The 21,720-nt window shown below is 62.1% G+C and carries 19 protein-coding genes and 3 tRNA genes; 8 read left to right on the top strand and 14 right to left on the bottom strand.

From position 1 onward, the window contains the following. Nucleotides 1-18: 18 nt before the first annotated feature. From tsaA to rimO, 5 genes are all read right to left on the bottom strand, one after another. Nucleotides 19-714, bottom strand: a complete 696-nt coding sequence (tsaA, locus tag APH44_RS02010; RefSeq protein ID WP_054891019.1) for a tRNA (N6-threonylcarbamoyladenosine(37)-N6)-methyltransferase TrmO — start codon at nt 712-714, stop codon at nt 19-21. 7 nt (nt 715-721) lie between these two features. Next, on the bottom strand, nt 722-1,183 hold the full coding sequence (locus APH44_RS02005) for a DUF1456 family protein (RefSeq protein WP_054891018.1): 462 nt from the start codon (nt 1,181-1,183) through the stop codon (nt 722-724). Between the two features lie 49 nt (nt 1,184-1,232). Beyond that, nucleotides 1,233-1,943, bottom strand: a complete 711-nt coding sequence (locus APH44_RS02000) for an rRNA pseudouridine synthase (protein WP_054891017.1) — start codon at nt 1,941-1,943, stop codon at nt 1,233-1,235. 111 nt (nt 1,944-2,054) lie between these two features. Then, on the bottom strand, nt 2,055-2,513 hold the full coding sequence (locus APH44_RS01995) for a GNAT family N-acetyltransferase (protein ID WP_054891016.1): 459 nt from the start codon (nt 2,511-2,513) through the stop codon (nt 2,055-2,057). A 109-nt stretch (nt 2,514-2,622) separates the two neighbouring features. Next, complete coding sequence (rimO, locus tag APH44_RS01990) at nt 2,623-3,954, bottom strand: 30S ribosomal protein S12 methylthiotransferase RimO (RefSeq protein ID WP_054891015.1); 1,332 nt, start codon at nt 3,952-3,954, stop codon at nt 2,623-2,625. A 268-nt stretch (nt 3,955-4,222) separates the two neighbouring features. Between rimO and APH44_RS01985 the strand changes: the two genes are divergently transcribed. Continuing rightward, nucleotides 4,223-6,121: a potassium transporter Kup gene (locus tag APH44_RS01985; RefSeq protein ID WP_054891014.1), complete on the top strand. Its 1,899-nt coding sequence runs from the start codon at nt 4,223-4,225 to the stop codon at nt 6,119-6,121. 37 nt (nt 6,122-6,158) lie between these two features. On the opposite strand, the gene APH44_RS01980 is transcribed toward APH44_RS01985, so the two are convergent. The 5 genes from APH44_RS01980 to APH44_RS01960 all read right to left on the bottom strand — a co-directional run bounded on the left by APH44_RS01980 (nt 6,159) and on the right by APH44_RS01960 (nt 10,802). Beyond that, on the bottom strand, nt 6,159-7,451 hold the full coding sequence (locus tag APH44_RS01980; RefSeq protein WP_054891013.1) for a virulence factor family protein: 1,293 nt from the start codon (nt 7,449-7,451) through the stop codon (nt 6,159-6,161). Further along, entirely contained in the window at nt 7,451-10,093 is a 2,643-nt protein-coding gene (mprF, locus tag APH44_RS01975; protein ID WP_054891012.1) for a bifunctional lysylphosphatidylglycerol flippase/synthetase MprF, read from the bottom strand. Before mprF ends, APH44_RS01980 begins: the two co-directional genes overlap by 1 nt. A 238-nt stretch (nt 10,094-10,331) precedes the next feature. Further along, nucleotides 10,332-10,408: transfer RNA gene (locus tag APH44_RS01970), tRNA-Met, on the bottom strand. Between the two features lie 120 nt (nt 10,409-10,528). Further along, a tRNA-Met gene (locus APH44_RS01965) sits at nt 10,529-10,605 on the bottom strand. Nucleotides 10,606-10,725: 120 nt separating this feature from the next. Next, nucleotides 10,726-10,802: transfer RNA gene (locus APH44_RS01960), tRNA-Met, on the bottom strand. A 245-nt stretch (nt 10,803-11,047) separates the two neighbouring features. Here APH44_RS01960 and dinB point away from each other — a divergent pair. Next, nucleotides 11,048-12,106: a DNA polymerase IV gene (dinB, locus tag APH44_RS01955; RefSeq protein ID WP_177339373.1), complete on the top strand. Its 1,059-nt coding sequence runs from the start codon at nt 11,048-11,050 to the stop codon at nt 12,104-12,106. Between the two features lie 29 nt (nt 12,107-12,135). Here the strand turns inward: dinB and APH44_RS01950 are convergent, their stop codons facing one another. From APH44_RS01950 to APH44_RS01940, 3 genes are all read right to left on the bottom strand, one after another. Further along, nucleotides 12,136-13,089 (bottom strand): hypothetical protein, encoded by a 954-nt coding sequence (locus tag APH44_RS01950; protein ID WP_054891010.1) that lies wholly within the window; start codon nt 13,087-13,089, stop codon nt 12,136-12,138. Nucleotides 13,090-13,109: 20 nt separating this feature from the next. Next, complete coding sequence (locus tag APH44_RS01945; protein WP_054891009.1) at nt 13,110-14,825, bottom strand: proline--tRNA ligase; 1,716 nt, start codon at nt 14,823-14,825, stop codon at nt 13,110-13,112. A 159-nt stretch (nt 14,826-14,984) separates the two neighbouring features. Continuing rightward, nucleotides 14,985-16,298: an OprD family porin gene (locus tag APH44_RS01940; RefSeq protein WP_054891008.1), complete on the bottom strand. Its 1,314-nt coding sequence runs from the start codon at nt 16,296-16,298 to the stop codon at nt 14,985-14,987. Between the two features lie 745 nt (nt 16,299-17,043). Here APH44_RS01940 and APH44_RS01935 point away from each other — a divergent pair. Beyond that, nucleotides 17,044-17,463: an HIT domain-containing protein gene (locus tag APH44_RS01935; RefSeq protein WP_054891007.1), complete on the top strand. Its 420-nt coding sequence runs from the start codon at nt 17,044-17,046 to the stop codon at nt 17,461-17,463. A 3-nt stretch (nt 17,464-17,466) separates the two neighbouring features. Continuing rightward, on the top strand, nt 17,467-17,673 hold the full coding sequence (locus APH44_RS01930; protein ID WP_054891006.1) for a SlyX family protein: 207 nt from the start codon (nt 17,467-17,469) through the stop codon (nt 17,671-17,673). An 18-nt stretch (nt 17,674-17,691) separates the two neighbouring features. On the opposite strand, the gene APH44_RS30560 is transcribed toward APH44_RS01930, so the two are convergent. Beyond that, nucleotides 17,692-18,285, bottom strand: a complete 594-nt coding sequence (locus APH44_RS30560) for a cold shock domain-containing protein (RefSeq protein WP_054891005.1) — start codon at nt 18,283-18,285, stop codon at nt 17,692-17,694. 281 nt (nt 18,286-18,566) lie between these two features. On the opposite strand from APH44_RS30560, the gene APH44_RS01920 reads away from it, so the two are divergent. The 4 genes from APH44_RS01920 to aspS all read left to right on the top strand — a co-directional run bounded on the left by APH44_RS01920 (nt 18,567) and on the right by aspS (nt 21,718). Continuing rightward, a complete protein-coding gene (locus APH44_RS01920; RefSeq protein ID WP_023381917.1) occupies nt 18,567-19,040 on the top strand; it encodes a Dps family protein in 474 nt (157 codons plus the stop codon). 179 nt (nt 19,041-19,219) lie between these two features. Next, nucleotides 19,220-19,537 (top strand): ribbon-helix-helix domain-containing protein, encoded by a 318-nt coding sequence (locus APH44_RS01915; protein ID WP_054891004.1) that lies wholly within the window; start codon nt 19,220-19,222, stop codon nt 19,535-19,537. A gap of 92 nt (nt 19,538-19,629) precedes the next feature. Then, nucleotides 19,630-19,848, top strand: a complete 219-nt coding sequence (locus APH44_RS01910) for an FmdB family zinc ribbon protein (RefSeq protein WP_054891003.1) — start codon at nt 19,630-19,632, stop codon at nt 19,846-19,848. A gap of 94 nt (nt 19,849-19,942) precedes the next feature. Beyond that, nucleotides 19,943-21,718 (top strand): aspartate--tRNA ligase, encoded by a 1,776-nt coding sequence (gene aspS, locus APH44_RS01905; protein ID WP_054891002.1) that lies wholly within the window; start codon nt 19,943-19,945, stop codon nt 21,716-21,718. Nucleotides 21,719-21,720: the final 2 nt, after the last annotated feature.

The following is a 21,720-nucleotide window of genomic DNA, read 5'->3' as shown; positions in this document are numbered from 1 at the left end:
TGCCTGGAGAATGTGAGTTCAGGCTTCGCGTGCAACCTCCAGCACCCGGATCACTTCCGGCTGCGGATAATGCCAGCGCACCTGCACATCCCAGAATTTCACTCCGTAGACCCGTTCCGGCGCTGGTACCTGATAAGCCGGGCGCGGGTCCTGGGCCAGGCACTGCTCGATGAGCTCCACCAGTGGTTCTGCCAGGCGCCGAGCATGTTCGTGGGCCTGGTGCAGGGCACTATCGCTCCACTGCACGTTGATCGGCAGTGGCGCATCGCTGGCGATCTGGTTGATGGCATTGTCGATGCTGTCGGCGTAGGGCACATAGGGTTTGATGTCGAGCACCGGCGTTCCGTCGAGCAGATCGATACCTGACAACAGCAGGCGCCCGGGCTCGACAGCTTCAAGGCGCACCACCGACTGACCAATACCATTGGGGCGATGGGTGGCGCGCGTGGCGAACACGCCCATGCTCTTGTTGCCGCCCAGGCGCGGTGGGCGCACCTTCAGCCGCGGCTTTTCCTCCAGTGCTTGATGGAACAGGAACAGCAGCCACACGTGGCTGACCTGCTCCAGGCCCTGTACCGCGTCACCCTGGTCGAACGGCGGCAGCAGCTCCAGCACGCCACGTGCGGCGGGCGCCAGGCGCGGCTGGCGGGGGATGGCGAACTTCTCCTTGAAGCAGGAACGGACGATGCCCACCGGTGTGACGCTGTGCTGCATGATCGGCTCAGCCACGGACGCGAAGGGTCAGGCCCTTGAGGAAGTTGCGCAGCAACTGGTCCTGGCAGGGGCGGTAGTTGTCATGCCCGACCTTGCGAAACAGCGCGCTGAGTTCGGGCTTGGACACCGCGAAATTGACCGACTTGAGAATCGCGTGCAGGTCATCTTCCTTGAGCTCGAACGCCACCCGCAGTTTCTTCAGCACGGTGTTGTTGGTCACCGGCAGCTCGACGGGCTGGGGCGCACGGCTGTCGTCCTTGCCACGGCGATGGATCACCAGACCATCGAGAAAATGGGCCATGACGCGTTCCGGGCAGCGCACGTAGCCGGCTTCGTCTTCCTTCTTGATGTAGCCGGCAAGGACCACCGGGTTCACTTCAAGGCCGGACAGGGCGATGATTTCGGCCATCTTGGCGTCGTTCACCTTGAGCATGTAGCGCAGGCTGCGCAGGACATCGTTGTGGTTCATGTGACTCGAATCCTTTTCAGGGCCGCACCTGGCGGCGCGGCGGTATCGCTTAGAAACGTTCGCTGGCGGCCAGGTAGCGCCACTGACCCAGGGGCAGCTTGCCCATCGACACACCACCCAGGCGAATGCGACGCATACCGAGCATTTCCAGGCGAAGGTAGGCGCACAGTTCGGAAATCTGCCCAGGCTGCGGGTTTTTCAACACCAGGCGCAGGTGGGTTTCGTTCTGCCAGCTGGCCTTGGCCCGCGGCAGTTCCCGGTCATTGCGCGTGGCACCACGGGCCAGGCGCTCGAGCGCCTGCGGTGTGGTTTCACCGCGTACCTCGATGATGTATTCCTGCTCCAGACGACGCAGGTCGGCGTCGATCTTGCGGGTTACCCGCCAGTCCTGGGTGAATACCTGCAGGCCGCTGGCGCCGCGTTCGAGCGGGGCGAGGCAAGTCAATCTGGCGAAGTGCCCGTGCAGGGGGCGCACGCCTTCGCGGTGGGCTTCGCTGAGGCTTGCCATGTTCATGCTGGCGCGGGCAGCTTCACTGTCCTGGCCCTTGGGCTGGTTGAGCAGCAGGGTAACCGGCTCCAGTGTTTCGGCACGGGCACCCGGGAGCAGTTCGACACGCTGAGTTTCAACCTTGAACTGCGGTTGCTCGACAACGACTCCATCGACCGTGACCCAGCCGCCCTCGATGTACAGTTCGGCCTCGCGGCGGGAGCAGCCGAGCTGTTCGATGAGGCGTTTGGACAGGCGGACGGGTTCGGACATGAGCAGACATTCGCAGGGCAGGGAAAGGTGTCCATTGTACCCGTCCGAGCCGTGCTGCGGCTGGGAATCTGTGCCATTTCGGCCATTTGCACAGCGGTGGCGGCGCAGTTGCTAGCCCTGTGGGCGGATCAGTCGCATATGCAGCAGTGGATACGGCTGACCCAAGCCATCGGTTTCCGAGCGGCCCGCTATCTCGAAGCCCTCATGCAGGTAGAAACCCAGCGCCTGAGGGTTCTGTTCGTTGACGTCCAGGCGATCGGCGTTGAGCTCGGAAATGGCGTGATGCAGCAGGCGCTTACCAACGCCTTGGCCGCGGTGCTGAGGGGCGACGAAGAGCATGTCGACACGGCCGTTGGCGACGCCGGTGAAGCCGAGGATCCTGCGTCGAGTGTCCCGGCAGCAGACCAGCATCACGGCGTCCAGATAGCGGCGCAGTACATGGTCGCGCAGCAGCACGATGTAGGCGTCGGGGAGAAAATCATGAGTAGCGCGCACCGACGCTTCCCAGATACGGACCAGCTCGGGGTAGTCGCTGTAGTGGGGGGTATGTAGCGTCAGGTGCAAGGACATTCTGTATTCCTCGGGTAGTGAGGAAAACATAGATGCTGCAGCACCGGTGTGCGGATTTTTTCTGTCTGGCAGGCCCTTTCGCGGTGTTATGCGCGAAAGGGCGTGACGATCAGATGGGCTCGGCCCACATGTCGTATTCGTCGGCATCGACAATACGGCAACGGACCTTGTCGCCCGGCTTGAAGCCGTGGTCACCGTCGATGAACACGCTACCGTCGATTTCCGGCGCGTCGAAGAAGCTGCGACCTACCGAGCCCTGTTCCTCGACCTCGTCGATCAGTACCTCGATCTCCTTGCCGATACGCAGTTGCAGGCGTGCAGTGCTGATCGCCTGCTGGTGGGCCATGAAGCGGTCCCAGCGATCCTGCTTGATCTCATCCGGGACTTCTTCCAGGCCCAGGTCGTTGGCTGGGGCGCCTTCGACCGGCGAATACTGGAAGCAGCCGACGCGGTCGAGCTGGGCTTCGGTCAGCCAGTCGAGCAGGTATTGGAAGTCCTCTTCGGTCTCACCGGGGAAGCCGACGATGAAGGTCGAGCGGATCACCAGTTCCGGGCACTGCTCGCGCCAGTTCTTGATGCGCGCCAGGGTACGGTCCTCGAAGGCCGGGCGTTTCATGGCCTTGAGCACCTTGGGGCTGGCGTGCTGGAACGGGATGTCCAGGTACGGCAGGATCTTGCCGGCGGCCATCAGCGGGATCACGTCATCGACGTTGGGGTAGGGGTAGACATAGTGCAGGCGCACCCAGGCACCCAGGCTGCTCAGCGCTTCGCACAGCTCGAGCATGCGGGTCTTGACCGGGCGACCGTTCCAGAAGTCGGTCTTGTACTTGACGTCGACGCCATAGGCGCTGGTGTCCTGGGAAATCACCAGGATCTCCTTGACGCCAGCCTTCACCAGGCGCTCGGCCTCGCTCAGCACTTCGCCGACCGGGCGGCTGACCAGCTTGCCACGCATCGACGGGATGATACAGAAGCTGCAGCTGTGGTTACAGCCTTCGGAAATCTTCAGGTAGGCGTAGTGGCGCGGGGTCAGCTTGACCCCCTGCGGCGGCACCAGGTCGATCAGCGGGTTGTGGTCCTGGCGCGGTGGCACCACCTCGTGCACGGCGTTGACCACCTGCTCGTACTGCTGTGGGCCGGTGACCGACAGCACGCTGGGGTGCACGTCGCGAATGGTGCCTTCCTCGACACCCATGCAGCCGGTGACGATGACCTTGCCGTTTTCCTTGATCGCTTCGCCGATCACTTCCAGCGACTCGGCCTTGGCGCTGTCGATGAAGCCGCAGGTGTTGACCACCACCACGTCGGCATCTTCGTAGGTCGGAACGACTTCATAGCCTTCCATGCGCAGTTGGGTGAGGATGCGCTCGGAGTCGACCAGGGCCTTGGGGCAGCCCAGGGAGACAAAGCCGACCTTCGGCGTGGCGGGAGTGGTGGACATGACTAACCTCGGTATTGAAACAGGTCGCGCCTGCCAGTGGCGGCGCGATCCGGGCGGGCGTTTTTGGCGCCTCTGATCAAAAAGTGCGCAATTCTAGCGAGCGCAAGGTCGCTTGACCAGCAGAAAAGCGACGAGCGCTGCGCTATGCTTCGCGCCGTTGTGTCCGGGTAACAATGATAGCCGGATGACGACAGCGGTCCGGGCGCTGCAAGCATGCCGTCCGGTGCGAATACTACCGGCCCCGAGGGGCCGTCTGCGGGAGTGGTCGATGGTTCAGGCAAGCAGTCACGCCGAGGGCGGGCATGGGGCGGCACGCCCTTTGGGCCTGCTGGTGGCAGCTGTTGGGGTGGTCTATGGCGATATCGGTACCAGCCCGTTGTATACCCTCAAGGAAGTCTTTACCGGCGGTTATGGCGTACAGGTCGACCACGACGGGGTGCTGGGCATCCTGTCGCTGATTCTCTGGTCGCTGCTGTGGGTCGTGTCGTTCAAGTACGTGATGTTCATCCTGCGTGCCGACAACCAGGGCGAGGGCGGCACCATGGCGCTCACCGCACTGGCGCGGCGTGCCACGGCCGCGCATCCGCGGCTGCGCATGCTGATGGTCGGCTGCGGGCTGGTCGGTGCCTCGCTGTTCTATGGCGACAGCATGATCACCCCGGCAGTCTCGGTGCTGTCGGCGGTCGAGGGCATGGGGCTGGCGTTCGACGGCATCGACCACTGGGTGGTGCCGATCTCGCTGGTGGTGCTGGTGGCACTGTTCCTGGTGCAGAAGCATGGTACCGAGAAGATCGGCAAGGCCTTTGGGCCGATCATGGTTGCCTGGTTCCTCGTGCTGGCTGCGCTCGGCGTGCATGGCATCCAGCAAAGCCCGGAAGTGCTCAAGGCGTTCAATCCCGGGTGGGCGTTGAACTTCTTCATCGTCCATCCAGGGATGGGCGTGGCGATTCTCGGTGCGGTGGTGCTGGCACTGACCGGTGCCGAGGCGCTGTACGCCGACATGGGGCACTTTGGGCGCAAGCCGATCGCCCGTGCCTGGTTTGCCCTGGTGCTGCCAGCGCTGGTGCTCAACTACTTCGGCCAGGGCGCGATGCTGCTGCAAAACCCCGAGGCGGCGCGCAACCCCTTCTACCTGCTGGCGCCAAGCTGGGCGCTGCTGCCGCTGGTCGGGCTGGCGACCATGGCCACGGTGATTGCCTCCCAGGCGGTGATTTCCGGCGCCTTCTCCCTGACCCGCCAGGCCATTCAGCTGGGCTACGTGCCGCGCATGCAGATCCAGCACACCTCCAGTGACGAGCAGGGGCAGATCTACATTGGCGCCGTGAACTGGACCCTGATGGTCGGCGTGGTGCTGCTGGTGATCGGCTTCGAGTCTTCCGGCGCCCTGGCTGCGGCCTACGGGGTCGCGGTGACCGGCACCATGCTCATGACGACTATCCTGGTTTCTGCGGTGATGCTGCTGCTGTGGAAATGGCCACCGGTGCTGGCAGTGCCGCTGCTGGTGGGGTTCCTGTTGGTGGATGGGCTGTTCTTCGCCGCCAACGTGCCGAAGATCGTGCAGGGTGGTGCTTTCCCGGTACTGGCGGGGATCGTGCTGTTTGTGTTGATGAGCACCTGGAAGCGTGGCAAGCAGATTCTCGTCGAGCGTATCGATGAGGGTGGCCTGCCGTTGCCGGTATTCATCAGCAGCATTCGTGTGCAGCCACCGCATCGCGTCGAGGGGACGGCGGTGTTCCTCACGGCGCGTGCCGATGCGGTGCCCCATGCGTTGTTGCACAACATGCTGCACAACCAGGTGCTGCACAGCCAGGTCGTGCTGTTGACGGTGGTCAGCGAGGATCGGCCGCGGGTACCGGAGTCTGAGCGCTTCGAGGTCGAGGCCTATGGCGACGGGTTCTTCCGCGTATTGCTGCACTTTGGCTTCATGGATGAACCGGACGTACCGGCGGCACTGCGCCTGTGCCATCTGGAAGAGCTGGATTTCAGCCCCATGCGCACCACCTACTTCCTCAGCCGCGAGACGGTGATCGCCTCGCGCCTGGAAGGCATGTCGCGCTGGCGCGGGAACCTGTTCGCGTTCCTGCTGAAGAATGCCAACGGCAACTTGCGCTTCTTCAACCTGCCGCTGAACCGGGTGATCGAGCTGGGAACCCAGGTCGAGATCTGATTGAAACAACAAGGGCCGCGATGCGGCCCTTGTTGTTTTACTGCTCGGCGACGTTCGACTTGCCCTGGCGGGTCTCGATCTCGCCGATCAGCCGCTTGGCCAGCGCCGGGTAGTTTTCGTCGAAGTGATGACCGCCTGGCAGCTTCATGCGCTCGCCCACGGCCGTCTTGTCGGTGCAGCCGCTCTCGTCGGTTTCTTCCACACCATAGATGCACACCACCTTGGCGGCAGGCAGCTTGGCCATCTCCGGCCCGGTCGGGGCCTCCTGGCCTTCCTTGCCCAGCCAGCCCTCCACTTCGATCTCGAAGCTGCCACTGCGGGCGAAGGCCAGCAGGATCACCGCGTCGATGCGCTTCTGGTCGGCCTCCGGCAGGCGATTGTAGATCGCCGGCAGTACATCGGCACCGAACGAATAGCCGGTCAGCACGAAGCGCTTGGTACCCCATTTCTGCCGATAGTGCTGCATCAGTTCCGACAGATCGGCAGCGCTCTGTTCAGGCGTCTTGTGCTGCCAGTAGTAGCGCAGGGTGTCGATGCCGACCACCGGGTAGCCGAGCTTGGCCATCTCGCCCGCCACGTCGCGGTCCAGGTCGCGCCAGCCGCCGTCACCGGAGAGGAACAGGGTGACGGTATCGGTGGTCTGGCCGGCCGGCACTTCCACCACGGGAATGGCCAGGGCGTTGCCATCGCGCCCCACCAGGGCCTGGGTCAGCTGGGCCTTGAGGACCTGCGGCAGGTGAATGTCATAGTCGCTGATGCTGGTCTCGGCGTTGGCCTGGTCGCGCACGAAGGCAGCGCTGGCGTCGTCGGGGTTATCGTTCCAGGCCACGTTCCAGTGACCGTGAGCGGCGGTTTTAGGCAGCTCGAGCTTGCAGTCTGGTTGTTCGAGGTTGAAGTCGACCGAGATGGCTCGGGCCTTGTCGTCGTTCTGCCCGGCCAGCCAGCGCCAGGCCTGCGAGGCGCCTGGCCCGATGCCGGCAACCAGGGTCGGCTTGCCGGAGAGCTTGCCCATGGCCTGGTCCAATGCCACTTGCTGCTTGCTGCAGTCGCCGGTCGGCAGGATCACCTGCACCAGTTGCGCTTCACCGGCCTGGCTGAGATCCAGCAGTTGCTTGTCGGTCAGTGCCTGGTCATGGGGTACGCCAACCGCGACCAGGGTCTTGGCGCGCACGCCGGGCGTGACCCGGGTGAGGTTACTGCCATCGTCCAGGGTGAGGTGCTCGATACGGGCTTCGGGGGCAGGGCGGGTCCATAGCCAGAAGGCCCCACCGCCAGCCAGCACGGCGAGCAGCAGGGGGATCAGCAGGTACAACCAGTAACGTCGGGTCATCAGCGTTTCACCAATCCAGTCAGGCCGCCAGCAATCAGGGCGGCGGTATCAGCCAGTGCAACCAGGGGGTCCAGCCCGGCTGGCACAGCCATGTAACGGGGTTCCCAGTCCGGCTGGAACTTGTCCTTGAAGCGCCGCAGGCCCTGGAAGTTGTAGAGCTGCTCGCCGCGCTGGAACACCATCGAACCCAAGCGTTGGGTCAGCGGTGCGCCGCGACGCGGTTGCAGGCCGGAAAGCGGGACCATGCCCAGGCTGAAGCGGGCGTAGTCGTGGCTTTTGTAATGCAGGATGAGGCCAAGCATCATGAATTCCATGGTCAGCTTCGGTGCCTCGGGATGCGCGCGCATCAGGTCCAGGCTGGCCAACTCGTTGCTGTGGGTTTCCAGCAGGTTGGCGAAGGCCACCGGACGGCCCTGGAAGCGGATCAGTGCAATTCGGAAATGTTGCAGGTACTCCGGGCTGAAGCGGCCTAGCGAGAAGCCTTTTTCGCGCACGTTCTTGCCAGCCAGCCAGGCGTCGGAGATTTCCCTGAGCTCCTGCAGGGGCGCATGCCCGGGTTCGTGGACTTCCAGGGTCAGGCCGTCGCGGCCGCCACGGTTCCAGGTGTAGCGCAGGTCCTTCATCTCCTTGCCCTTGGCTTCGAGGTCGAAGCGGCGCAGGTCGACCCGCGCCTCTTCACCAAGCTTGATCGCGGTCAGGCCGATGTCCATGTAGAACGGCAGGTTTTCCGCGCGCACCTGGTAGAACACCGGGCGGGCATGGTGCAGGTCGCAGAGGTCGCGGAACTGCCAGATCATCTCGGCACGCTCCTGGGCCGGGCCGATCGGGTCGTACAAGGCGACCAGGCTGCGGCCGCGACGGGCATACATGAGGAAGGCGTTGTCGTTGGGGTGGAACAGCAGCGCCTTGTCACCGGTCAGGGCCAGGCCACCGTCGGGCTGATCGGACGCCAGCAGAATGCGGTTGGCGCGCTGCAGTTCGTCTTCGCTCGGCAGGTGAATCACCGGGCGCGCGGTGCGTAGCAGCCAGGTCAGGGCGACGATCACCAGCAGTACTGCACTGCCCAGTGCAGCGCGCAGGCCGCGCGGAGCATCGGCGTCGAGGGTGAATTGCCACCACAGTTTGTGGCTGTAGGGGACGTCCTGATAGGCGAACAGCAGCAGCCATACCGAGGCACCGACCACGCAAGCGCTGGCTACCAGGTAGATCGGCGAGAACGGCAGCTCCAGCAGGCGGCTGGGGCGATAGAACGAGCGCCGGAACAGGGCGAGCAGGGCGGTGGTGAAGATCATCATCGACGCCTCTTCCCAGTCGAAGCCCTTGAGCAGCGACAGCAGTGCGCCGGTCAGCAGCAACACCGTGGTCAACAGCCAGGCCGCTGACAGGCGGCGACGCAGGCCCTGTGCCAGCAACAGGCAGAGGACGCCGATCAGGCTTGCGCCAAAGTGCGAGGCGTCGATCAGTCGATGTGGGATGAGAAAGCCCATGTGCTCCAGGCGGCTATCGATCTCTGGGGTAACGCCGGAGAACAACAGCACCACGCCGGACAGAAACACTAGGATCGCCAGCACGGGAGCGGCGAGCCCGGATGCAGCCTTGATGGCCTGTTGGGCGAACAGCAGGCGGCGGGCCTCGTTTACCAGTAGCAGAACGCAGGCCACCAGCAACGGCAGTACCACGTAGATCAGGCGATACAGCAGCAGTGCCGCGGCCAGGGGCGCCGCGCCCAGCTCGTTGGCGAAGGCGGCGAGCAGGATCGCTTCGAACACGCCGACACCGCCGGGCACGTGGCTGAGTACGCCTGCGGCGAGGGCCAGCAGGTAGACCAGTACGAAAGCACCGAATGGCGGGGCTTCGGGCAACAGCAGGTAGAGCACCGTGGCGGCGGCTGCGACGTCCAGTGCGGTGATGAGCAGTTGCAGGGCGGTCAGGCGTGCACCGGGCAGGCGCAGGGTGCGACGTCCGACCTGCACCAGCAGATTGTCGGCCAGAGGTTGCTCGGCGGCGCGGCGGCGATAGAGCCCCATTGCCAGGACGGCGCAGGCCAGTAATACCGCAACGGCGATGCTGCCCAGCAGTGTCGGGGACATGCGCAATGCGGTGGAGGCCGCGGTGAGGTCGCTCAAGGTGGCCACTGCTGCCAGCGGAGGCAGTGCGCAGCCCAGCGAGAGGCTGGCGAACACGGTCATCCGTGCGACTTCTGCAGCCCCCAGCCCCTTGCGCGCATACAGGCGATAGCGCACCGAGCCACCGGAAAGCATCGACAGGCCGATGGCATTGCCGATGGCGAACGCACTGAAACCACCCAGCACAAGCGTGCGGGGTGGAAGCTTGACACCTGCATAGCGGGCTGCGGACCACTCGTATCCCAGCAGGGTCACGAAACCTGCCACCGTGGCCAGCAAAGCACCCAGCAGCGCCTGCTTGGGCACGCTGAGCATGGCGTCATGCAAGGCATAGATGTCCAGCTCGCTCAGCAGGTGTCGGCAGGCGATCAGCGCCATGGCGAACAACAGCAGGGTTATCGCCAGGCCAATGGGCTGGCGGTATTTGCTGAGGCGTTCGAGCCACGGCAGACGCTGTGCTGCCGTAGGCAGGGCTGCGGTGATCGGGGCCTGGGAGTCTGGAGAGCGGGAGGTCATGAAATACCTCGTGCGGCGAGCGCGAGGGGGAGGAGACGTGCGGCCAAGTGAAAGTCCCTTTGGAAAACGTGTCCAGATAGTACTCCGGGTGGAGTAGGTTTATCCGTTTCAGGTTAGTTAAAGTTAGTTCATTGAGGTGCCAGACAAAGGGCAAAGCGCGTACGACGGGATTTTTTAAAGGGCAAACGCAACAAGCCCCGCACTATCCTGGGATAGGCGGGGCCTGTTCTGACGAATATGGTTGCGGGAGCCGGATTTGAACCGACGACCTTCGGGTTATGAGCCCGACGAGCTACCAGGCTGCTCCATCCCGCGTCAGAGGTGCGCATTCTACGGATTATCGACGGACTGTCAAATCTTAATGCGTGGTGAGCGTGGATATTCTTCAAGGCAAAGAAAAAGGCCACTGTGTTAACAGTGGCCTTTTCTTGAATCTGGTTGCGGGAGCCGGATTTGAACCGACGACCTTCGGGTTATGAGCCCGACGAGCTACCAGGCTGCTCCATCCCGCGTCAGTGGTGCGCATTCTACGGATTATCGACGGGCTGTCAATCTTAATCCTTGATTTACGTGGATATTTTTTCAAGGCAAAGAAAAAGGCCACTGTGTGAACAGTGGCCTTTTCTCAAATCTGGTTGCGGGAGCCGGATTTGAACCGACGACCTTCGGGTTATGAGCCCGACGAGCTACCAGGCTGCTCCATCCCGCGCCTGTAGAATCGAATTCTACGGAAATCCTTCCGTGAGTCAAGCTATTTTTCAAAAAAACCTTTTTTGTTCAATCCCTTAGCCTGTTGCACAGGCCAGGAGCTGAGCCATGACGCGGGTTGTAGCGGGTTTTGCGAGGGGACAGTCATACCGATCATCCTTGCCCGCGTCGGGTGGGGCTGACGAATGCCGAGGCGCGTGCTGTAATATCTGTATGAATTTACAGTACTGACGGTCAGTCATGTCCCTGCGCAAGATCATCCACATCGATTGTGACTGTTTCTACGCCGCCATCGAGATGCGTGACGACCCCCGGCTGGCGGGTCGACCCATGGCTGTGGGCGGTCAGCCGGGGCAGCGTGGGGTGATCGCCACCTGTAACTACGAGGCAAGGGCCTATGGAGTGCGTTCGGCGATGTCGTCGGGGCATGCCATGAAGTTGTGCCCGGACCTGCTGATCGTCAAGCCGCGTTTCGAGGCCTACCGTGAGGCCTCGCGGGAAATCCATGCGATATTTCGTGACTACACCGATCTGATCGAGCCCCTGTCGCTGGATGAGGCGTATCTGGATGTCAGCGACAGCCAGTGGTTTTCCGGCAGTGCCACGCGGATTGCCGAGGACATCCGTCGGCGCGTTTCCCAGACCTTGCACATTACGGTGTCCGCTGGCGTTGCACCGAACAAGTTCCTGGCCAAGATCGCCAGCGATTGGCGCAAACCCAATGGTTTGTTCGTGATCAGGCCCGATCAGGTCGATGAGTTCGTTGCCGCACTGCCGGTGGCACGCCTGCACGGGGTGGGCAAGGTGACTGCCGACAAGCTTTCAAGACTTGGTATCGATACCTGTCAGTCATTGCGCGAATGGTCGCGCCTGAGCCTGGTGCGCGAGTTCGGCAGTTTCGGTGAGCGGCTGTGGGGGCTTGCCCATGGCATCGACGAACGGGTCGTACAGAACGACAGCCGGCGCCAGTCGGTCAGCGTCGAAAACACCTACGACAACGATCTCCCTGACTTGGCCAGTTGCCTGGAAAAAATCCCGGATCTGCTCGACAGCCTGAACGGGCGGATTGCGCGGATGGACAGCAGCTACAAGCCAGACAAGCCTTTCGTCAAGGTCAAGTTCCATGATTTCAGCCAGACTACCCTGGAACAGGCGGGGGCAGGGCGGGACCTTGAAAGCTATCGGCAATTGCTCAGCCAGGCCTTCGCTCGGGGTGGCAAGCCGGTGAGGTTGCTGGGGGTGGGGGTAAGGTTGCGGGATCTGCGCGGTGCGCATGAGCAGTTGGAGCTGTTTCCTGCACAATAAAAGAAGGGGCGCATTGCGCCCCGTTCTGTTTACCGCTCTCCAGGGTCGGCGACCAATCGGCCGGTTTCCTTGGTCAGCGTCTTGAGGAATTCCTGCTGCAGCTCCGGATCGTTGCGTGTCAGCTCGATCAGGCTCTGTTCCAGTTCGCTGGCTTCCTCTTCCAGGCCCAGTTCCGAGAGACGTTTGACCCGATGTACCCACTGGCCGACGTCATCGTCCTCGAGGTCGTCGAAGATCAGCTCATGAGCCTCCAGCAGCTTGTTACGCAGCGTACCGCTGACCAACAGGCTGGCGTCGCCGCGGATGCCGTTGTCTTCATCGATCGCCGCCAGGTGCAGGGTGCCGATATGGTTGAGGTTCTGCTCCGAGAATGGGCTGTCGAGCAGGTTCAGGCGTAGCACACCATGCTTGTCGGTGGTCAGTTCGTGGGTCATCTTGCCAGCCTTGACCTCGACCAGGCGCTCGTTCCACGGCAGGCTGGTGAACTCCTCGCGCTTGTCCTTCTGGATTTCGCTGATGCCTGCGAGGTTCTGCTGTGCGCGACCGTTGGACTGCACGTTCATGAACGGATTGAGCCCGGCCAGGCCGTAGCTCAGCCAGTCGTGGGTCATGCTCTGCGGCAGGCTGTCGAAGGTGATCACGTTGACCACGTTGGCGCCTATGCCCGCGACCACCGCCACCGCACCCAGTGGGATCTCGTAGATCTCCCGCCAGGGCTGGTAGGGTGTGTAGCGGTCATAGCGCCGCGTGACTTCGAACTCGGTGACCTCGAAGCGTCGCTGTTCATTGATGCGAACACGCCGTTGCGGAAGCTCCATCACCTTGGGCTCGCCGACGTCGATCTGCAGACTGTGCTCGAGCAATTTGCGCTCGACACGTTCCTCATGCTCGCTGCGCTGGGACATCTGGTTGGCGCAGCCGCTGAGGAACAGGGCGCCGCAGAGCGCGGCGCCCCCCAGGGTAAAGGTACTTCGCTTGGACATGTTCACTCGTGCATTGGTAGTCAGCGGCGGATGCGGGCCTGCAGGAAGGTCAGCACTTCGTTCAGCGGCAGCGGCTGGGCATCCTGTTCGGTGCGGTGCTTGTACTCCAGGTTGCCGTCGGCCAGACCGCGATCGCTGACGACGATGCGGTGCGGGATGCCGATCAGTTCCATGTCGGCGAACTTGATGCCGGGGCTGGTCTTCTTGTCACGGTCGTCCAGCAGCACTTCGTAGCCTGCGGCAGTCAGCTCGGCGTAGAGCTTGTCGGTTGCCTCGCGCACGGCGTCGGTCTCGTAGCGCAATGGCACGAGGGCGATCTGGAAGGGCGCCAGGGCATCGTTCCAGATGATGCCCTTGTCGTCATGGTTCTGCTCGATGGCGGCGGCGACCACGCGGGACACGCCGATACCGTAACAACCCATCGACAGCACCACTGGCTTGCCGTTCTCGCCCAGCACCTGGCACTTGAGCGCCTCGCTGTACTTGGTGCCGAGCTGGAAGATGTGGCCCACTTCGATACCGCGCTTGATGACCAGGGTGCCCTGGCCGTCGGGGCTCGGATCACCGGCGACGACGTTGCGCAGGTCCGCGACCTGTGGCACTGGCAGGTCACGCTCCCAGTTCACGCCGAAGTAGTGCTTGTCGTCGATGTTGGCGCCGATGCCGAAGTCGCTCATCAGGGCGACCGAACGATCGATGATGCATTCCAGCGGCAGGTTCAGTGGGCCGAGCGAGCCGGCACCGGCACCGATGGCTGCGCGCAGCTCGGCGTCGCTGGCCATGACCAGCGGGTCGGCAACCTGTTCCAGCTTGGTGGCCTTGATTTCGTTCAGCTCGTGGTCGCCACGTACGATCAGGGCGACCAGCTTGCCTTCCTCGGCGCCACGCACGATCAGGGTCTTGACGGTCTTCTCGATCGGCAGGCCGTAGTTCTCGACCAGCTCGGCGATGGTCTTGGCGTTTGGCGTGTCGACCAGGCGCAGTTCTTCGGTTGGCGCCGGGCGCACGGTTTCCCGTGGAATCGCTTCGGCTTTCTCGATGTTGGCGGCGTAGTCGGAGCTGTCGCTGAAGATCACGTCGTCTTCGCCGGAGGAGGCCAGGACGTGGAATTCGTGGGAGTAGCTGCCACCGATCGAGCCGGTGTCGGCCTGCACTGGACGGAAGTCCAGGCCCAGGCGGGTAAAGACGTTGGAGTACGCCTGGTGCATGCGGTCGTAGGTTTCCTGCAGGGAAGCCTGGTCGGCATGGAAGGAGTAGGCGTCCTTCATGATGAATTCGCGGCCGCGCATCAGGCCGAAGCGCGGACGGATTTCGTCACGGAACTTGGTCTGGATCTGGTACATGTTCAGCGGCAGCTGTTTATAGCTGGACAGCTCGTTGCGTGCCAGGTCGGTGATTACTTCTTCGTGAGTCGGGCCGACGCAGAAATCACGGTCATGTCGGTCCTTCAGGCGCAGCAGCTCGGGGCCGTATTGCTCCCAGCGCCCGGACTCCTGCCACAACTCTGCGGGCTGGATGCTTGGCATCAGCACCTCAAGGGCACCGGCGGCGTTCATTTCTTCGCGCACCACGTTCTCGACCTTGCGCATGACCCGCAGGCCCATCGGCAGCCAGGTGTACAGGCCGGAGGCCAGCTTGCGGATCATGCCGGCGCGCAGCATCAGCTGGTGGCTGATGACAACGGCGTCTGCCGGGGTTTCTTTCTGAGTGGCGAGCAAATATTGACTGGTGCGCATGGGAAGCCGTGTCGATTGCCTGAATGTTTGAAATGACCCCGCATTGTACGGGGGCGAGACGAAAGCGTACAGGATGCCCCAGGGCGCTCGGCTTGTCAGCCAAGAAAAAGCCCGGCAGATGCCGGGCTTCTTCGGGTGCGGGGCATTGCAAGCCGGGGCTTACAGGATGCTCAGCGGGTACTCGACGATCAGACGCAGTTCGTCGATCGAGTCCGAACCGTAGTAGACACCATCGCTCGAGCGATAGGTGGCCTGGCGGACACGGAAGCTCAGGTCCTTGGCTGGACCTTCTTGCAGCACGTACTTGATGTCCACGTCGCGTTCCCATTCCTTGCCGCTGTCGGTACCTTCGACGTGTGCGCCGGTGCCGCGTGCGTAGCGAGTCATGAAGGTCAGACCAGGAATGCCGAACTCGGCGAAGTTCAGGTCGTAGCGAGCCTGCCAGGATTTCTCGCCTTCGGCGTTGAAGTCGGAGCGGGCGATGGAGTTGGCGAGGAAGATGGTGCCGCCGCCGTCTACGCCGTAGGCGTAGTCGCCGTCGCCGGTGACCTTCTGGTAGGCCAGGGTGAAGGTATGGGCGCCGAAGTTGTAAGCGCCGGACAAGCTGAAGGCACGGTTGTCGAGCTTGTCGCCGTCGTAGGCGCGGATATTGCCGGTGCCGTCGCTCTTGGTGTCATAGATGTTGAAGTCGAACACCAGGCCTTGCTTGTCCGACAACGGTACCGCCCAGTTGACGTTACCGTAGTATTTGCGCCAGTAGTCTTCGACCTTGGAGTAGTAGAGGCTGGTGCTCAGACCATCGGTAATGCTGTAGGTGCCGCCGAAGACGTTGGCTTCGGTCAGCCCCGGGTTCTTGATGCCGGCGCTGTTGCGGCCGTTGATGCTGTCTTTCCAGCTTGCAGCCTGGGCATCGAGGCGGGTGAAGTGACCGGCGTTCAGTTCCAGGCCTTCGATTTCCTTGCTGGTCAGCAGGAAGCCTTCGGCAGCTTCTGGCAGCAGGCGGCTGTCATCGGTGGCGAACACTGGCAGAGCGGTGAATTGGCCACCAAACTTCAGGACGGTATTGGAGATACGTGCTTTGACCGCGCCGTAGCCTTTGGAGTAATCGTCTTCGGAGCGACCGTCCGAACCGGTGGGGAACAGGCCGGTGCCAGAAGTGCCCTTGCCGCCGTCCAGTTTGATACCCAGCAGGCCGATGGCATCGAAGCCCACGCCGACGGTGCCTTGGGTGAAGCCGGACTCGAAGGTGCCAATGAAGCCTTGGCCCCACTCGGCGGCGCGGCTCTTGGTCGGGCCGAGCGGATTGTTTTCGCGGTTGCGGAAGTCGCGGCTGAAATACAGGTTACGCAGCTTCACGTTGAGCTTGCTGTCGTCAACGAAGCCTTTGGAGTCATCCTGCGACGACGCCATTGCCAGTCCAGAAGTCCCCGCTGCAACAGCCAGGGCGATCATGCTCCACTTCATCACGCGCATCGTGATTTGCTCCTTTGGTTTTAGGAAGAGTACCGCTGCGCCCAAGTGTTTTAGTTATATGGGGCAGCTCTTTCTTTTTATGTCGGCGAAAATGTATATCACGCTGACTGTACTTGGCGACATGAAAAACGGAACCTTTCGGTAAGTTTACGGTCGTGTCGCTTTTGGCTATTTCCATGTCGCAAATCACGTCCCGCTAAAGGCGGGTCGTACACCCCAGCGCTGCTCCGAAGTCCGTCACGATTCCGTAAAGAATGGCTGCGTACTCGAAGCTCCCTGGTGAATCCCTTGTCGCTGTTGTTATTTGTCGCGTTCACCGGCTAATGCAGGTGCCGTGCCGACTTGGCGTAAAAAGAATGCAACAAGCGTGCACAAAAACGATCAGTGTTGATGAATTTTTCACAAATGCCCGCAAAGCGTCCTGAAACCTCCGGAAACACTGGGTTCAGGTGCTTTGAGGGTATAGCGCGATGTTGATTATCGTTTGCAAAATAAAGCTGGCTTGAAAGTCAAGGTGTTACCGCTGACTGTTGATGCTGAGTAGTTTGTACCAGGCGGGTATGACAGGCGTATTTTTCGTTGCTTCATTTTGGTGCGAAAAGTAGCGCAGTGTTACCGCTTGTGGCGCGTACGTCTCGGTCGGGGGCGGACAAGTGAGTGGGTCGTGTCGTGGGCTCTGCAAGCAAGGTATCCTTGCGCTCCACCCGCGTTCGAGTCGGGTCGTGTCATTCGATGGAGGTTTGCCGTGTTTGTCCTGGATTCGCGTCTGCAGCAGGATTCCCTGGTGCTGGGGGATTTCCCGTTGTCCCGTCTTTTGCTGAGCAAGGATGCCAACTACCCCTGGTTCATCCTGGTGCCGCGCCGTGCTGATGTCAGCGAGCTGTTCCAGCTGGACCTGGCCGACCAGCAACAACTGTGGAAGGAAACCACTTTGCTCGCCGAGGCGCTCAAGGGCGAATTCCTGGCTGACAAGATGAATGTCGCCACGCTGGGTAATGTCGTCACTCAGTTGCACATGCACGTTGTGGTGCGTCATCGCGGCGATGCGGCGTGGCCCGCGCCGGTGTGGGGCAAGGTGCCCGCGCTCGACTACGCGCCCGCGCAGGTCGATGCAATCCGCCAGCGCCTGCGTGGGTTGGCGCTTGAAGGTTTCGAGGAGGCCTGAGCCATGTCACTGGAAGCGAGAATCGTCGAGCTGGAGATGCGCCAGGCGTTTCAGGATGACACCCTTCAGGCGCTCAGCGACGAAGTGGCCGGGCAGAACCGGCTGATCGAGCGTCTGCAGTTGCAGATCGCCGAACTGATCAAGCGTCATGAAGAGATGGTCGGCCAGTACGAGGCCGGAGGGGAGGAGCCTCCACCGCCTCATTATTGAGGTGATGGAGGCGGGTGGTCAGCGGCGTGAAACCGCGACCACGTCTTCGGCTTGCAGGCCTTTGTCGCGATGCATTACCGAGAACTCCACGCGCTGGCCTTCGACCAGGACGCGATGGCCTTCGCCGCGGATGGCGCGAAAGTGCACGAAGATGTCATCGCCGGAGTCGCGGGAGATGAATCCGAAGCCTTTCGAGGTATTGAACCACTTCACGGTGCCGGTATCGCGCTTGCTGGCATCTTGCGGGCCTGCCTGGCTGGCGCGTGACTTGCGGCTGCTGCGGGCGAAGCCTGCGGCCAGGTGCAGGGCGGCTGCCAGTGCCGCGCAGAGCAGCGCCGACAAGCTGCCGAGCTCGGGGCGGGCAAGGACGGTGATGGTTTGCAGGATCACCGCCAGCACCAGGAGTGCGCTGGCCAGGTGTTGCAGTTGCTGGCGGGCGCCGCGGTAGTAAAGCGGTACAACCGGTGCCAGGACCAGGTTGAGCAGGCCCAGGAGTACCAGGTAAACCGCTTCGGGTTGTTGCAGGAAGGGTGTGGCGTCGGTTTTGAGGCTGGGTATGAACGACAGCAGCAAAGCCGCAACACCCGTCACCAGATGGACGATCTTGAACATTGGGTTGGCTCACATATTTGGATAAGGCCGATCACAGGAAGAGCTGGCAGCACGGTGCGCATGAGGTATGGAGCGCGATCACGTAACTGTTCAGCCTATGCACCCGGCATTAACAGTCCGCACGGGTGGCACCCTGCCTATTTAACAGCAAAGCCAGGGGGTTCTCAAACCGCAGGGGTGGTCAGGCGATGTGTTGCCTTGTGTCACATGCAGCCTTCTGCAAGTCTTGGTACAGTGTTTTCGCCCGCTTGATCGTCAAGCCTTATGGAAAGGGGAGATTCATGGCAATCGATATCGGTATCAGCGAAGAAGATCGCAAGTCCATCGTCGAAGGGTTGTCCCGCCTGCTGTCGGACACCTATGTGCTGTATCTGAAAACCCACAACTTCCACTGGAACGTTACCGGTCCGTCGTTCCGAACCCTGCACCTGATGTTCGAAGAGCAGTACAACGAACTGGCCCTTGCAGTCGACTCGATCGCCGAACGCATTCGCGCGCTGGGGTTCCCGGCGCCGGGTTCCTATGCATTCTATGCGCGTCACTCCTCGATCAAGGAGGAAGAGGGGGTGCCCGCTGCCGATGAAATGATCCGCCAGCTGGTCCAGGGGCAAGAGGCGGTGGTGCGCACGGCGCGCAGCATCTTCCCGGTGGTGGACAAGGTCAGTGACGAGCCGACGGCCGACCTGCTCACCCAGCGCATGCAGGTGCACGAAAAAACCGCCTGGATGCTGCGAGTGCTGCTCGACGGCAAATAACGATGCGCCGGCCTATGGCCAGGCTGGTCCATCAAGCCCGGTGTCGCCTTGCGATCCCGGGCTTTTTTATTATGGGGAAACCCTTGCTGCTGCTCTGCGACGCCGGAACGGCGCTTCATTGAAGCACCCTGGACCTTGTTGTGCGGGGTATGACGTGATCGCAATCAAGGAGCAGAACCATGGCGCAAGCAAGCAGGCACGGCGGTTGGCCAGGCAGGGATTGTCAGGATCCGTTCAGGGGGGATTTCGACATGTTGCAGGTCGTACCGGTCTCGCGGTCTGTAAGGCTCAATGGTTTTGCCACGTGCCTTCGGCTCGAGGCGGTCTACTGGCGTATTCTGGAGCGTATCGCCGAGGCCAATCGCTGTTCGGTGAGCGCTGTGCTGTCCTACGTCGATCGAGAGGTGCACCTGCGACAGGGCGGTGTGCGTAATTTCAGTGGGCTGATTCGCGTCATCTGTGTGGCCTGGTTACTTGATCCGCCGAGTACACACTGATCGCCGGGCGGGCTGCACAGCACTCCTTAACCATATATAATCCCGCTTTTTGCTGCCCCGGCAGCCAGCGTTGTGGTTGACGAGAGACCTCCATGCCCCTTTATGACTATCAATGTGCTTCCTGCGACCACCGCATGGAGGTGTTGCAGAAAATCAGCGCCGCGCCATTGACCGATTGTCCGGCATGCCAGGCGCCGGCCCTGGAGAAACTGCTGTCGGTACCCGGCTTTCGCCTGAGTGGCAATGGCTGGTACGAGACCGACTTCAAGACCGGGGCGAAGAAGAACCTGGCCGGCGACAAGGCCGACTGAGTTGAATTGCAGCGACAGGGTCTTGCACTATTAGCCCTCAGGGCGGACAAGACCTCCACCGAATACACGAATCACGAGAAGCGAAACCACGATCATGATGCGCAGCCATTATTGCGGCCAACTGAACGAGAGCCTGGACGGCCAGGAAGTCACCCTTTGCGGCTGGGTCCATCGGCGTCGCGACCACGGCGGGGTGATCTTCCTCGACATCCGTGACCGCGAAGGCATGGCCCAGGTCGTGTTCGATCCGGATCGCGCCGAAACCTTCGCCGCCGCCGACCGCGTGCGCAGCGAATACGTGGTGCAGATCACCGGCAAGGTGCGCAAGCGCCCTGACGGCGCGGTGAACGCGAACATGGCCTCCGGCGCCATCGAGATCCTCGGTTACCAGCTGAACGTGCTCAACGAAGCCGAGACTCCGCCATTCCCGTTGAACGAATACTCCGACGTCGGCGAAGAAACCCGCCTGCGCTATCGTTTCATCGACCTGCGTCGCCCGGAAATGGCCGACAAGCTGCGCCTGCGTTCGCGCATCACCAGCAGCATTCGCCGCTTCCTCGACGAGAACGGCTTCCTCGACGTCGAAACGCCGATCCTGACCCGTGCCACTCCGGAAGGCGCGCGCGACTACCTGGTGCCCAGCCGCACCCACGCTGGCAGCTTCTTCGCCCTGCCGCAGTCGCCCCAGCTGTTCAAGCAACTGCTGATGGTGGCCGGCTTCGACCGCTACTACCAGATTGCCAAGTGCTTCCGCGATGAAGACCTGCGTGCCGACCGCCAGCCGGAATTCACCCAGATCGACATCGAGACCAGCTTCCTCGACGAGTCCGAGATCATGGGCCTCACCGAGAGCATGATCCGCAAGCTGTTCAAGGAAGTGCTCGACCTCGAGTTCGGCGACTTCCCACACATGACCTTCGAAGAAGCCATGCGTCGTTATGGCTCCGACAAGCCGGACCTGCGCATTCCGCTGGAACTGGTCGATGTTGCCGATCAGCTCAAGGACGTCGACTTCAAGGTCTTTGCAGGTCCTGCCAACGATCCGAAGTGCCGTGTCACTGCCCTGCGCCTGCCGGGCGGCGCTGCCATGCCGCGCAGCAAGATCGACGAGTACACCAAGTTCGTCGGCATCTACGGTGCCAAGGGCCTGGCGTACATCAAGGTCAACGAGCGCGCCAAAGGCGTCGAAGGCCTGCAGTCGCCGATCGTCAAGAACATCCCTGAGGCCAACCTCAACGTGATCCTCGATCGCGTCGGCGCGGTCGATGGCGACATCGTGTTCTTCGGGGCCGACAAGTTCAAGGTCGTCAGCGAGGCCCTGGGCGCGCTGCGTATCAAGCTGGGTCACGACTTCAACCTGCTCACCTGCGAGTGGGCACCGATGTGGGTCGTCGACTTCCCGATGTTCGAAGAGAACGAAGACGGCAGCTTCACCGCGCTGCACCACCCGTTCACCGCACCCAAGTGCACCCCTGAAGAGCTGGAGGCCAACCCGGCCACCGCCTTGTCGCGTGCCTACGACATGGTGCTCAACGGCACCGAGCTGGGTGGCGGTTCCATCCGTATCCACCGTAAAGAGATGCAGCAGGCAGTCTTCCGTCTGCTGGGTATCGAGGCGGCGGAACAGGAAGAGAAATTCGGCTTCCTGCTCGACGCCCTGAAGTTCGGCGCCCCGCCACATGGTGGTCTGGCCTTCGGCCTGGATCGTCTGGTCATGCTGATGACCGGCGCCCAGTCGATCCGCGAAGTGATCGCGTTCCCGAAAACCCAGAGCGCTGCGTGCGTCATGACTCAGGCCCCAGGCCTGGTCGATGCCAAGGCTCTGCGCGAGCTGCACATCCGTCTGCGTGAGCAGACCAAGGTCGAGTAATC

This window comes from Pseudomonas sp. NBRC 111143 (assembly GCF_001320965.1).
GTDB lineage: Bacteria > Pseudomonadota > Gammaproteobacteria > Pseudomonadales > Pseudomonadaceae > Aquipseudomonas > Aquipseudomonas machongensis.
This window is presented reverse-complemented; position numbering and strand designations above follow the sequence as displayed.